Source organism: Pseudomonas sp. DWP3-1-3b3 (assembly GCF_049896305.1).
GTDB classification, from domain to species: Bacteria; Pseudomonadota; Gammaproteobacteria; order Pseudomonadales; family Pseudomonadaceae; genus Aquipseudomonas; species Aquipseudomonas azotoformans_A.
This window is the reverse complement of record NZ_JAFCUA010000003.1, coordinates 406,061-419,132: the sequence shown is the minus strand read 5'-3', so window position 1 is coordinate 419,132 and position 13,072 is coordinate 406,061. Positions and strand designations below refer to the sequence as shown.

Sequence of the window (13,072 nt, the reverse complement as noted above, 5' to 3'; positions counted from 1 at the left end):
CAGCGGGCAACAGTCGGAGTTGTTAAGGCGTTCGTGAATCAACTAGCGGGCCTATCGTTAATAACCGGTCTTTGCAGAAGGCCAATAAGGAAAAAAACCATGAGCCTCATTCTGATCATTATCCTGATCCTCCTGCTGGTCGGTGGTCTGCCAGTATTCCCTCACTCACGTAACTGGGGTTATGGCCCGTCGGGTATTCTGGGTGTTGTGCTGGTCGTCCTGCTGGTGCTGTTGTTGCTCGGCCGGATATAAAAGCCGGATAAAAAAAGAGGCCTTTAAAGGCCTCTTTTTTATTGCCGGTTAATTAGTCCGGCTTACCGTCAACCACGCCAGCGGTGTTATCCAACAGGCTCTTGGTGGCCGTCTGCAGGAACGACTCCAGTTTCTGCCTTAATGCACCTTCGTCCGGCGATTCTGCGATCACCTTACCGGTCGGGTTGGCGCCCAGCTCATATTCCCACAGTTTCGGCGGCATCTCTTTCGGCAGTACCAGGATGCGATCGCCGGTAACCAGCGCCACCGTCTGATCGCTGCCCGACGGTTTGATCACACCAAAGCCCATGTCGCCTTCCGGCAGGTTCAGCAGGTCGCGGCCCCAGCACTGATGAAGGGTCTCGCCACCGAGGCGGCCCATGATGGTCGGCACGATGTCGATCTGGGTGCCCACGGTGTGGTCACGCTCGCCGAACTTTTCCTGGATGCCTGGTGCAATCATCAGCATCGGCACGTTGAAGCGGCCCAGGTCCATTTCAGTAATTTGCTGCTCGTTACCAAAACCATGGTCGCCCACGATCACAAACAGAGTTTCCTTGAAGTACGGCTCCTTGCGGGCCTTTTCAAAGAACTGGCCCAGGGCCCAGTCGGAATAGCGCATCGCCGTCAAATGCTCGTCGAGGCTGCCACGGCCCGTGACCTTCTCCACCGGCAATGGCGTCGGCAAGGCATACGGCGTGTGGTTGGACAGGGTTTGCAGCAAGGCATAGAACGGCTTGCCGCCTTCGCGGGCTTTCAACTCTTCCAGGCCACGGTTGAACATATCCTGGTCGGATACACCCCACGTCGGGTCGGAGAACACTGGGTCGACGAAGTCGTTACGCCCGATGAAGTTGGTCATGCCCTGGTTGCTGAAGAAGCCCGACTGGTTGTCCCAGGCGAAGTCGCCGTTGTAGACATACACGTCGTCAAACTTGCGTGCGCTGAGCAACTGCGGCAGGCCCGACAGCTTGTGGCTGCCTTCCGGGGTCTGCATCAGGTATTCGAACGCCGGCAGGTTCGGGAAGCACGCCATGGTGGCGAACATGCCTTGGTGGGTGTGCGTGCCGTTGGAGAAGAAGCGGTCGAACAGCAGGCCTTCCTTGGACAGTTTGTCGAAGTACGGCGTGATATTACCCGGACGCCCCAGGGCGCCGACCGAGTGACCGGCGAAGCTTTCCATCAGGATCACGACGACATTCTTGATCGGCAGGGTTTTCTCGGCCGGCGGGGTGAACTCGCGGCGCACGGCGGCGGTGTCGGTATCCACCAGTTTTTCCGTCGGCAGTACCAGCATGTCACGCACGGTCTGGGTTGCCAGCGGCTGCTCCAGCGTGGCCTTCCAGGTGTTATCACGGTGTTCGGAGAAACGTGCCTTGGCCGCGCCGATCAACGACAGCGTGCCATTGAGGCCCAACTGGTTGGCGAAGTTCGAGTCGGTGGTGTACACGTCACCCCAACGCAACGGCGGGCCCTGGCGCAGGGTGCCGCGAATGGCGACCACGGCGACCAGCAGGCAGACCACAAACACCGCAATACGCGTGTACCACGGCGCCACTTGGCGGGTGCCGATGCTGCCACCGCTGAACGGGCCACGCGGGCGCGTTGCACGGTCGGCGCCTTTGAAGGCGATGCTCAGGATCAGCGTACCCACGGCCCAGGCCAGCAGGTAGCGCACCACCGGGAAACCGTACCAGAGCATGCTCATCACGGTTTTCGGGTCTTCCTTCACGTATTGGAAGACCAGGCCGTTGAGGCGCTGGTGGAATTCGCGGTAGAAGTCCATTTCCATCAGGCCCAGGAACAGGGCAATGCTGGACGCGACAGTCAGCCACAAACGGAAGAACCCACGCGCAGCCATGGCGCGGACGCTGAACAGAGCCAGCAGCAGCGGGACCAATGCGTACATCACAAAGCGGATGTCGAAGCGCGTGCCATTGCCGAACGCTTCCAGGAAGGTCGAGGCCGGCGTGTCGAGGATCATTTCACGGTTGTACACCAGCAGCGCCAGGCGCAGCAGGGAGAACATCACCATCATGACCAGTGCGCAGAGCAGCGTGTACGCCAGATGGGATTTGACGGTCGGTTGCAGCAAGCGATTTGAAGCGCGCTGCTGATTCAGGGCGTCCGGGTTTGCCATGTCGTTTTAGGACCCATTGGAAGTTTAAGTTGCGAAATATTGCAGCGGCATCCTGCCCACACCCAAGCGTGTAGGAACAGGGGGGTTAGCGCGTTGGCGCAAATGGTGCCCGATGAATGCCATCAACGCTATTGATTACTGAGGGAAAACACGTCTTTGTGGTGCTTTTCCAGGCCGTTGACAGACCTCTCCTACAAGGAAGCAAAGCGAAGGGAATTGTCCAAAACGCTGTGTGAAAATTCTGTGTAGTGAATATTTGGACACAAAAAATGTGGAAGAAGGCTTGCCCCTCTTCCACACCGACTGCATCGACTAAGCGTTGCGGCGTCATATCCGCACGTTACCGCGCGGCCCGGCGATTGCCCAAATGATCAAGCCCAGCACCGGCAACAACAGGATCAGTAAAATCCACAGCACCTTGGCGCCCGTGCTCGCGCCGCTTTTGAACACGTTGATGATCGCCCAGATATCCAGGGCCAGGATGATCAGCCCGATCAAGCCATTAAAAGTGGAACCCATGGTGTCGCTCCTAAAGTGGGGGCATGCACTTGTAGGATAGCCAGCCCTGGTGGGGGTTCCGTTTTATTTCAGACGTGAACGGCGATCTTCAGCGCTTCCAGGGACGGCTCGCCCTTGATGCCCACCTCGGCGCACAGTTCCAGCACGCGCGGCAAGTCGTTGCCATAGACCAGCACGGCCTGGATCTCGTCATCCAGCAGTTGGCTGAAGTTAAGCAGCACATAGCCACCATCTTCCGGGCTCAGGGCACTCATCTGGATCTGGATGCGGTTCAGCGCCGTGAGGTCCTCAGTCTTCGCCAGCTGCTTGGGCTTGAGGTTGAACGCCACGCCAGGACCGAACGAGGCGACGATTTGCGCGAACAGGTCGCCATAGGTGTCGGCCTGGAACAGCACGGTATCCGGCAGGCTGCCGACGACGACCCACTCGCCCAACGGAATCGGGAAGCTGTCGTCGTAGTTGATATCCGGGTTGGCCGCCAGAAACGCCGCAGGGTCCGCGTACGCCTGGGCCGCTTCATCGGCAATGCGCGCCGCGTCGTCCTCGCTCATGACACCCGCGCTGATTTTGCTGATGAGTTCGACGAGGGCGGTTTTCATGGGTGTGGTCCTGTGGCGAGCGGTTTTCGAGGGCGCGTAGCCTACACCAGTTTCTGCAATTTCGCCGCCGTATCCACCGCGCCCATGGTGTGTGCCGCCGCCAACGCGGTTGCGCCTTGGGCGTCAGTCGCCTTGGGATCGGCGCCCTGGCCGAGCAGGTAGTCGAGCATTTCCACGCGGTTGAACATCGCGGCCATCATCAGTGCCGTACGGCCATCGGAGGACGACGCATCCACTGGTGCACCGCCTTCGATCAGTGCCTTGACCACCTCCAGGTTGCCTTTGAACGCCGCGCCAGCCATTGGCAGCTGGTTCTTGTCGTTGGCAATCAGCGGGTCAGCCTTGAACTCCAGCAACACTTTTACTGCCTCGACATGACCGTGGTAGGCCGCAAGCATCAGCAAGGTGTCGCCATTGTGATTACGAAAGTTGGCTGGCAAGCCCTTGGCCAGCAGCGCGGCAAGCATGGCGGCGTCGCCTTTGCGGGCGACGTCGAACACCTGTTCGGCAAATTCTGCGGCTTCGTCATCGGTCATTTGTTTGGCTTGGTCTGACATGTGGGGCTCCTTGTCTGGTCCTTTATATGGCGCCCAGTGTCGCGAGGGAGTTCCCACCTGTCATGGCTTTTTTGTCAAAAGCCTCCATAGGCATATTCAATAGCGCGGCTTAATAACGAAAGTGTCCGCCCTGGATTTGCGCCAATAGCTGTCCAGTGACCGGAACATAGCAGTCCGAACCTGGCAACCAGGCATAGACCGGATCATTGCCTGCCCTCTGTGGATCGAATGCCTCCTCCTTGAGTTTCACCTTTTGGTATTTGAACGTGCCGGTGGTCTCCATCTTGACCTTGATGCGCAGGAACAGCGGCACCGCGTAATGCGGCAACTGGCCGTGGGCGAATTGCAGCAACTCGCGCATATCCAACGAGGCCAGCGATTCGCTCGGGGTGATGGCAACCATCCCGGCGCGGCCGTTGGTGTTTTCGATTTCCACACCGTAGGCCACCACTTCAGCGATCTGCGGATGTTGCAGCAGCACGTTCTCCACCTCGGTGGTGGAGACGTTTTCACCCTTCCAGCGATAGGTATCCCCCAGGCGGTCGACGAACTGCGCATGACCGAAGCCGATGCTGCGCACCAGATCGCCGGTATTGAAGTAGCGGTCGCCTTTCTCGAATACGTCGGTGAGGATCACCTTGCGGTTCTTTTCCGGGTCGGTGTAGCCATCATAGGGCGACTTTTCATCGATCCTGGCCAGCAGCAAACCTTGCCCGCCAGTCTTCACTTTATGCATGAAGCCATCGCTGCCACGAATCGGCTCGCCGGTGTCGTGGGCGTAGTCCACCAGCGCCCAGTGCTGCAGGCAAAAGCCGACGGTATTGTCGAAGTTCAACACATTGGTGAAGCCGATGTTGCCGTCGCTGGCTGCATACAACTCGCAGACATGCTCAACCCCATACCGCGCCTTGAACTGCGCCCACACGCCGGGACGCAGGCCATTGCCGACCATCTTGGTCACGCGGTGATCGCGGTCGTTGGGGTTGGCGGGTTGATCGAGCAGGTAACGACACAATTCGCCGACATAACCGAGGGTGGTCGCCTTGAAGCGGCGAGCGTCATCCCAGAATTGGCTGGCGCTGAACTTGCGCCGGATGGCGAACCCTGACGCCCCGACAATCGCCGAGCCCCAGCACACGCAAAGGCCGGTGGCGTGGTAAAGCGGCAAGGTGCAATAGAGGACGTCGTCCGGGCCCATGTCCAGGGCGATGCTGCCGAAGCTGACGGCGGTCTTGGTCCAGCGGCCATGTTTCATGATGCCGGCCTTGGGCAAGCCGGTGGTACCAGAGGTGTAGATATAGAAGCAAGGATCGTTGAAGAAGATCTGCGCGCTGCTGACTGGGTTATCCACCGGGGCGTCGGCGCTGGCGGCCATCAGGTCGACATAACCCTCAGGCGTCACAACGGCCTGCGGCTCCGGGATAAACCAGGACCGTGCAGTGGGAATGTCCACTTGATCGCGTACGGCATCATAGGCAGCCACCAATTCCGCGCCCACTACAATCGCCACCGGGCTCACCAGGTTCAGGCTGTGCACCAGCGCCGCTTGGGTCTGCGCCGTATTGAGCATGGCGCAGATGCCGCCCAGCTTGGCCACGGCCAGCACGTTCAGCAGCAACTCGGGACGGTTTTCGATAAACATCGCCACTACATCGCCCTTGCGGATGCCCTGGGCCTGCAAGTGGTGGGCGATACGGTTGGCGGATCGGTTGGCCTCGGTGTAGCTGACCACGCGGTCGGCGTACAACAACGCGGCGCCATCCGGATTGCGCTGGGTGGCTTGCTCGAAGTGCCAGCCCAGGCCGCAGGGCTGCTGAGGGTCGGTGACGTTGGCGGCACGCATGCCGCGCAATACCCGTGGCAGGGCGCGAACAATGGCGGGCACCTTACGCAGCATCATGCCCCAGGTAATCATGTCGTTTGGCGATTGGCTCATGGGAACATCCTTTTTCTTATTCTTCGTAAACCTTGCAGGAAAGTACGTCAGCCTCTCTTCGGCTGTACACGCAGGATTTGAAAAGTTTTGTATCCCGATGAACGACCGCCGAAAAAAGGAATTCAGCGACGCGAGGGCAGTCTGTAGGAGTAATGGCGGGCCCGATCAACTCCGTCGGGCCACGCAAAATGCAGGATGCATGATGGCCATTCATGCAAATTGCACGAAATCGAAAATCTGCATTTTTTATATCTTATTGATTTATAACGATATTTTATAAAACCAATAGCTGGCACAATCACTGCACCTATCACTCCATGCTTGCCAACTTGAGCCAACGGAGCTGATAGACATGAGCCTGATCCAAGATAAATTCGCTTCAGTATTCTCCAACTACGACGTCACCACCCAGCCACGTCCCGACGGTGGCATCCTGTTGACCCTGCGTAACAGCGAAGGCAAGCAGGTCAAGCGTTCGATCTCGTACCAGCAGTTGCATACGGCCGACCAATTGACTTGGGTGATCAGCGCCATCCGCCGCGACCTGGCCGAACAAGCCAGTGACCTGCCACAGATTTCGATGCTGCAAAGCCAGAACCGCTTTGCGCTGCCGACTTACCATTCGGCTTAAGCAGCAGATAAAGAAAGGGCCGCGACACCCTCGGGTGTCGCGGCCCTTTTTTCATGCATTCAGCAAAGCCCCTTGCGCGCCGCTTCATTCATTGCTTGGACGCGGTTACTGACTTCCAACTTGCCGTAGATATTGCGCAGGTGGAATTTCACCGTGGCTTCTGACGTGGCGCGGATCTGGCTGATCTCCCACACGGTCTTGCCTTCCGAGGCCCAACGCAGTATTTCCAGCTCCGTGCGCGTCAGGCTCTTGCCCGCCAGATTAATGCGCCGCCTGACAGCGTTGGGCACCGTATACGGCGCCAGAAACGATTCCCTTGGGCCTCTCATTAGTTTCTCTCCTTTATTATTGGCTGACGCCCTATCACCCTTCGGATTCCTCCTATTGACGGATGATATAAACGCTATTGCCGAAGAGAGTTACATAAGGCGTGGGATTAAGGCGCACCCCTGAGAATAAACAGCAAGCCCCTACATGAGCTTAAGTTTATTCCCACAACAACTTCCAACATGCGGGGGTTGAAGTTTCTGATAGCTCGCGATTAATCATCCAATCCGGGAAAACGCCGGGCGATATCGTCACCGGTGAACTCGGGCACCCACCCTTTCTCGGTGTTGTATAAACGCAACGCCACGAAGTGCGGGTTTTCACCCATGTCGAACCAATGCGCCATACCGGCCGGGATCACCAGCAGGTCGTTTTTCTCGCAACGTAGGGCGTATACGTAATCGCCAATGTGCAGTGCGAACAGGCCCTGGCCGGCAATGAAAAAACGCGCATCGTCTTCGCTGTAGCGGCGCTCATCGAGAAACTGCCCACGTAATTCGGCGTTCTGCGCGGGATCGCCGGCATCCCTCATCACCTCGGCTGCGCTATAGCCGAGCTGATCAATCTGCGCCTGGCAGGCGGCAATTAACTCGCTATCGCTGGCGCCCTTTTCAACCGGGCCGGGCTGCCAGCGCTCAAAACGCACGCCCTGCTCGGCCAGGGTGGCGGCGATGTCGTCAAAATGGGTCAGGACCTTGTTCGGCGTATCCGGTGTAGCGACGGAGTAGACAGCGACATAACTCATTGGAGGGTTCCTTGGTTCTGCTCTTGCAATCGAAAACCGATGATAACGGCGGCTGCCAGGGCGGCGACGCTGGCGATGCTGAAGGTCAGGGTCGGCCCCAACAGGTTCCAACTGTAGCCCGAATACAGGGCGCCCAATGCGCCACCGGTGCCGGCCAACGCGGCATACAGCGCCTGGCCCTGGCCTTGTTGCTTGTCGCCGAAACTGCGCTGCACAAAGGCAATCGCCGCCGCATGAAAACTGCCAAAGGTAGCGGCGTGCATCACCTGCGCCAGCAACAGTACCCAGAAAAACTCGGCAAATGAGCCCAGCAGCAGCCAGCGCAGCGCCGCCAGCAGGAAACTCGCCAGCAGCACCCGGCGTACCGAAAAGCGCGAAAGGATGCGGCTCATGGCCAGGAACATCAGCACCTCCGCCACCACGCCCAACGCCCACATCATCCCGATCACACCGCGGCTGTAGCCCAAATGTTCAAGGTGCAGGGTGAGAAAGGTGTAATACGGGCCATGGCTCATCTGCATCAGCGCCACGCAGGCATAAAACGCCAGGACGCCAGGGCTACGCAATTGTTTGAGGAAGCCCTCGCCCGCCAGGCGATTGCCGTGGCTGGCAGGTTGCGCATTCGGCACCCACAGGCTGGCTCCGATGATGCCGGCCATGATCACCACGACCACCATCGGGTAGATGTCCAGGCTCAGCCAGTCGAATAGGCGACCCATGATCACCACGGTAAGGATGAAACCGATGGAACCCCACAGGCGGATCTGGCTGTAGCGCGAGGTTTGTTTTTGCAGGTGCGCCAGGGTGATGACTTCAAACTGCGGCAGTACCGCATGCCAGAAGAACGCATGCAGGGCCATGACCAAGGCCAGCCAGGCGTAGGTGTGACTGATGAAGATCAGCGAAAAACTCGCCAGGGTGCACACCGCGCCAAAACGGACGATGGCCAGGCGCCGGCCGGTGTAGTCACCCAGCCAGCCCCACAGGTTGGGCGCCACGCAGCGCATCAGCATAGGGATGGCCACCAGCTCGCCGATGCGCGCGCTGGAGAAGCCCAAGTGGTCGAAGTACAGCGCCAGGAAGGGTGCGGTTGCACCCAGGAGGGCGAAGTAGAAGAGGTAGAAGCTGGAGAGGCGCCAGTACGGAAGGGCTGTCACAGCCGAACCGTCACAGCTGGCCCAGCACCGGCGTACTCACGCGAACATCGGCATTCTGCCCACGGTTGCGCAGCAAATGGTCCATCAACACGATGGCCATCATCGCTTCGGCAATCGGCGTGGCCCGGATGCCGACGCACGGATCGTGGCGGCCCTTGGTGATCACGTCCACCGGGTTGCCGTGCACATCAATCGAACGGCCCGGCGTGGTGATGCTCGACGTCGCCTTGAGCGCCAGGTGCGCCACAATCGGCTGGCCCGAGGAAATACCACCGAGGATGCCACCCGCGTTGTTGCTGAGAAAACCTTCCGGCGTCAGCTCGTCGCGGTGCTCGGTGCCGCGCTGGGACACGCAGGCAAAACCGGCGCCGATCTCCACGCCTTTCACTGCGTTGATGCTCATCAGCGCATGGGCCAGTTCCGCGTCGAGGCGGTCGAAGATCGGTTCACCCATGCCAGGTTTCACGCCCTCAGCGACCACGGTGATCTTGGCGCCGACGGAGTCCTGGTCACGGCGCAACTGGTCCATATAGGCTTCCAGTTCCGGGACCTTGTCCGGGTCGGGGCTGAAGAACGCGTTGTCTTCGACGCTGTCCCAGGTCTTGAACGGGATTTCAATCGGGCCCAACTGGCTCATGTAGCCACGGATCACAATGCCTTGGGTCGCCAGGTATTTCTTGGCGATCGCACCGGCCGCCACGCGCATCGCGGTTTCGCGCGCCGAGCTGCGGCCGCCGCCACGGTAGTCGCGCTCGCCGTATTTGTGGTGATAGGTGTAGTCGGCGTGGGCCGGGCGGAACAGGTCCTTGATCGCCGAGTAGTCCTTGGACTTCTGGTCAGTATTGCGGATCAGCAGGCCGATGGCGCAACCGGTGGTGCGGCCTTCGAACACGCCGGAGAGGATCTCGACTTCATCGGGCTCCTGGCGCTGGGTGGTGTGGCGGCTGGTGCCGGGCTTGCGGCGGTCGAGGTCACGCTGCAGGTCTTCCAGGGACAGCTCGAGGCCGGGCGGGCAGCCGTCGACAATGGCGACCAACGCCGGGCCATGGCTTTCGCCCGCGGTGGTGACAGTGAACAGCTTGCCGAAGGTATTGCCAGACATGCAGGGCGCTCCGTGAAATCAGTTGAATCAAGTCAACCGTAATAACTTAAGGCGGCCAGTATACGCAGGCTAACCGAGTAGTTCATCCTCGAAACCTTAGCGGTAGACCTTGGTCCAACCGGCACCTCTCCAATGATGGCGCGATGATGCTGCGAGTTCTGCTTTTGACCCTCACCCTGTTTTCCAGCCTGGGCTTCGCCGCCTCCCCCGTGGTGTTGCAACGGCCTATCAGCCTGGACACCGGCAGCGGCGAGCTGTTTGGCTCACTCTTGTTGCCCAAATCCGACAAACCCGTGCCGGTGGTGTTGATCATCGCCGGTTCCGGGCCCACCGACCGCAACGGCAACAGTGCCGACGGCGCGCGCAACGACAGCCTCAAGCGCCTGGCCTGGGTGCTGGCGCGGCATAACATCGCCAGCGTGCGCTACGACAAGCGCGGCGTGGCGGCCAGCCTGGCGGCCACCCCCGACGAACGCAACCTGACCCTGGACGCCTACGTCGCCGACGCCGTGGCCTGGGGCAAACTGCTCAAGGCCGACAAACGCATGGGCCCGCTGATTGTGCTGGGCCACAGCGAAGGTGCACTGGTGGCCGCCCTCGCCGCGCCGCAGCTGGACCCGGCAGGCGTGGTCTCGTTGTCCGGCAGCGCGCGCCCGGTGGATCAAGTGATCCGCCAACAGTTGGCCGATCACCTGCCCCCTGCCCTGCTGCTGCGCAGTAACCAAATCCTCGATCACCTCAAGGCCGGCCAAGTGGATGCGGATGTGCCTGGCCCGCTGGAAGGCATTTTCCGACCCAGTGTGCAGCCATATCTGATCAGCCTGTTCCGGGCCGATCCGTCGGCAGCCTTTGCCAAATTGAACATGCCGGCACTGATCATCCAGGGCACCAACGATATCCAGGTCGGCGTGGGCGATGCCCAGCAACTGAAAAAGGCCAAGCCCGACGCGCAGCTTGTGCTGATTGAGGGCATGAACCACGTGATGCGCATCGTGCCCAACGATGTGAAGCAGCAATTGGCCTCCTACAACGACCCGCAACTGCCCCTCGCCGCCGAGCTGGGCAACCGCCTGGTGCGCTTTATCGACGGACTTCAACCCCGTTAAGCGACAATTTGCCTCCAGTCCTGGGGAAAGCGGCCGATAAGCCCTGAGTCGACAGTAAAAAGACTGCCGACTCGCTGGGCTTGGACAGGATCGCGCCGCATGACAACCACTGAAGCAACACCGGAATCCACCGCCGACACCCCGGCAGACAAAACCGAGGCCGTCGACGCGGCGCCCCTGCCGTGGGCGGATGTCCAGGCTGAGCATTTCAAGATGCTGCGCCTGGCGCCCCTGGCCACCGACCGCGCCACGGGCGTGCGGCCTTTGCGCTTCGTGCAGTTCGGCTATGCCGAGCGCAACGACAAACACCACAGCCTGCTGCGCATGGTCATCCAGTTGCCCGGCCAACGCGTGCGCCGTGAACAGAATCACCTGGATATCTGGGTTGACCACGATAAACATCGTGTGCACTTCGGCCCTGGCAACAGCCTGGAAATCGAACCGGCCAACCGTGGCATCGGGCGCTTCCTGGTGGCCCAAGGCGCTGCCTGGGCGAAAAAGAAATGGTCGCACTACCGCGTCGACGGCGTTGACCTGGCCAACAAAGATGCACTGAACGAAGCCACCCGCCTGCGCCGCGATCACTTCCTGCGCATCCAGGGTTTTGATGTGGCTTACGCCGATGTGCAGCACCTCAAGGGTAACGTGCAGCCGGGCAAGGTCAGTGATGTACTCGACAGCTGGAACACCGAGAAGGTGCAGTTCGTCGAGATCCTGGAAGCGGCGCAGATGCTGCAACAGGCAGAACAGAACCTGGCAGAGCAGGAAGTGAAGCTGCGCAAGGAAGAGGAAAAGGTCACCAAGTTCAAGCGTGAGGACAGCGGGTTGCGCTTTACCATCACGTGCTTGGTGGCGTTTACGGTGTTTCAGGCGGGGTTGTTGATCTGGATTGCAACACACCGCTAGGCGCCCTGTTGATTGGGCGCCCTGCGGGTAACGATTAAATTCGGGCGGCAAACACCGCCTGATGTTGACGACACTGCTCAGCCGTCAACATGAACACCCCGTGGCCGCCGCGCTGGAAGTCCAGCCAGGCAAAGTCCACTTCCGGGTACAGTGCCTCGACGTGCACTTGGCTGTTGCCCACTTCAACAATCAGCAACCCCTTCTCGGTCAGGTGGTCCGCCGCTTCGGCCAGCATGCGCCGCACCAGGTTCAAACCGTCGTCGCCACAGGCCAGGCCCAGTTCCGGTTCGTGCTGGTATTCGTCAGGCATGTCGGCGAAGTCTTCGGCATCCACATACGGCGGGTTGGACACGATCAGGTCAAAACGCTGGCCCGGCAGACCGTCGAAACCGTCACCCTGCACGGTATAGACACGCTCATCGACGCCATGGCGCTCGATGTTCTGGTTGGCCACTTCCAAGGCCTCGAAGGACAAGTCCCCCAGCACCACTTCGGCGTCCTGGAACTCATAGGCGCACGCAATGCCGATGCAACCGGAACCGGTGCACAGGTCGAGGATGCGCGCCGGTGGCTGCGCCAACCAGGGTTCGAAGCGGTTTTCGATCAGCTCGCCGATCGGTGAGCGCGGGATCAGCACGCGCTCATCGACGATAAACGACATGCCACAGAACCAGGCTTCACCAATCAGATAGGGTGTCGGCACGCGTTCGTGAATACGGCGATGCAACAAGCGTTGCAGGTGGGCGACTTCCTCTTCTTCCAGGTTGCAGTCGAGGTAGCTGTCGGCAATTTCCCACGGCAAGTGCAAGGCACCGAGCACCAGTTGCCGGGCATCGTCCCAGGCATTATCGGTGCCATGGCCAAAAAACAGGTCTTCCCCATGGAAACGGCTGACAGCCCAACGGATATGGTCGCGCAAGGTGCGCAGGCGGGAAGTGGTCACGGGGGCAAGCTCCTGGAAAAAACGACTGGCGATTCTAACAGCCTTCACCTGTACCGACGATGTACGAAAACCCGTCGCCATCCGTCGGATTTCATCCAAATTGCCATCATTGTGCTAAACAGGCCCACCTCTTGACATGGCTGCACGTCAAC

The 13,072-nt window shown here is 59.9% G+C and carries 14 protein-coding genes; 4 read left to right on the top strand and 10 right to left on the bottom strand.

What is annotated here, in order from left to right:
* Positions 1-99 precede the first annotated feature (99 nt).
* On the top strand, positions 100-252 hold the full coding sequence (locus tag ACP7BX_RS11905; RefSeq protein WP_015885095.1) for a DUF3309 family protein: 153 nt from the start codon (positions 100-102) through the stop codon (positions 250-252).
* Positions 253-304: 52 nt separating this feature from the next.
* Here ACP7BX_RS11905 and ACP7BX_RS11900 read toward each other — a convergent pair whose 3' ends face one another.
* From ACP7BX_RS11900 to ACP7BX_RS11880, 5 genes are all read right to left on the bottom strand, one after another.
* The gene (locus tag ACP7BX_RS11900) at positions 305-2,392 is read right to left on the bottom strand and encodes an LTA synthase family protein (protein WP_426126602.1); all 2,088 of its coding nucleotides are present in this window, start codon (positions 2,390-2,392) and stop codon (positions 305-307) included.
* Positions 2,393-2,719: 327 nt separating this feature from the next.
* On the bottom strand, positions 2,720-2,911 hold the full coding sequence (locus ACP7BX_RS11895) for a PLDc N-terminal domain-containing protein (RefSeq protein WP_003172956.1): 192 nt from the start codon (positions 2,909-2,911) through the stop codon (positions 2,720-2,722).
* A gap of 68 nt (positions 2,912-2,979) precedes the next feature.
* Positions 2,980-3,510 carry a hypothetical protein gene (locus ACP7BX_RS11890; RefSeq protein WP_426126600.1) on the bottom strand — a complete coding sequence of 177 codons (531 nt, stop codon included), beginning with the start codon at positions 3,508-3,510 and terminating at the stop codon, positions 2,980-2,982.
* 41 nt (positions 3,511-3,551) lie between these two features.
* Entirely contained in the window at positions 3,552-4,067 is a 516-nt protein-coding gene (locus ACP7BX_RS11885; RefSeq protein ID WP_426126598.1) for an ankyrin repeat domain-containing protein, read from the bottom strand.
* Between the two features lie 109 nt (positions 4,068-4,176).
* Positions 4,177-6,003, bottom strand: a complete 1,827-nt coding sequence (locus ACP7BX_RS11880; RefSeq protein WP_426126596.1) for a long-chain-acyl-CoA synthetase — start codon at positions 6,001-6,003, stop codon at positions 4,177-4,179.
* A gap of 352 nt (positions 6,004-6,355) precedes the next feature.
* Here ACP7BX_RS11880 and ACP7BX_RS11875 point away from each other — a divergent pair, with 352 nt between their 5' ends.
* Positions 6,356-6,634: a DUF3509 domain-containing protein gene (locus ACP7BX_RS11875; protein WP_010208870.1), complete on the top strand. Its 279-nt coding sequence runs from the start codon at positions 6,356-6,358 to the stop codon at positions 6,632-6,634.
* Between the two features lie 59 nt (positions 6,635-6,693).
* On the opposite strand, the gene ACP7BX_RS11870 is transcribed toward ACP7BX_RS11875, so the two are convergent.
* From ACP7BX_RS11870 to aroC, 4 genes are all read right to left on the bottom strand, one after another.
* Complete coding sequence (locus ACP7BX_RS11870) at positions 6,694-6,963, bottom strand: response regulator transcription factor (RefSeq protein WP_033900889.1); 270 nt, start codon at positions 6,961-6,963, stop codon at positions 6,694-6,696.
* A gap of 212 nt (positions 6,964-7,175) precedes the next feature.
* Positions 7,176-7,706, bottom strand: coding sequence for a 1,2-dihydroxy-3-keto-5-methylthiopentene dioxygenase (locus ACP7BX_RS11865; protein WP_426126593.1), 531 nt, complete (start codon positions 7,704-7,706; stop codon positions 7,176-7,178).
* The gene (locus ACP7BX_RS11860) at positions 7,703-8,863 is read right to left on the bottom strand and encodes an MFS transporter (protein ID WP_426126591.1); all 1,161 of its coding nucleotides are present in this window, start codon (positions 8,861-8,863) and stop codon (positions 7,703-7,705) included. Before ACP7BX_RS11860 ends, ACP7BX_RS11865 begins: the two co-directional genes overlap by 4 nt.
* A 10-nt stretch (positions 8,864-8,873) precedes the next feature.
* Positions 8,874-9,965 (bottom strand): chorismate synthase, encoded by a 1,092-nt coding sequence (aroC, locus tag ACP7BX_RS11855; RefSeq protein ID WP_426126589.1) that lies wholly within the window; start codon positions 9,963-9,965, stop codon positions 8,874-8,876.
* Positions 9,966-10,108: 143 nt separating this feature from the next.
* Here aroC and ACP7BX_RS11850 point away from each other — a divergent pair, with 143 nt between their 5' ends.
* Together ACP7BX_RS11850 and ACP7BX_RS11845 are read left to right on the top strand one after the other, a co-directional pair.
* Positions 10,109-11,071 (top strand): alpha/beta hydrolase, encoded by a 963-nt coding sequence (locus tag ACP7BX_RS11850; RefSeq protein WP_016976376.1) that lies wholly within the window; start codon positions 10,109-10,111, stop codon positions 11,069-11,071.
* A gap of 99 nt (positions 11,072-11,170) precedes the next feature.
* Positions 11,171-11,977: a hypothetical protein gene (locus tag ACP7BX_RS11845; RefSeq protein WP_016976375.1), complete on the top strand. Its 807-nt coding sequence runs from the start codon at positions 11,171-11,173 to the stop codon at positions 11,975-11,977.
* 34 nt (positions 11,978-12,011) lie between these two features.
* Here the strand turns inward: ACP7BX_RS11845 and prmB are convergent, their stop codons facing one another.
* Positions 12,012-12,920: a 50S ribosomal protein L3 N(5)-glutamine methyltransferase gene (gene prmB / locus ACP7BX_RS11840; RefSeq protein WP_426126587.1), complete on the bottom strand. Its 909-nt coding sequence runs from the start codon at positions 12,918-12,920 to the stop codon at positions 12,012-12,014.
* Positions 12,921-13,072 lie beyond the last annotated feature (152 nt).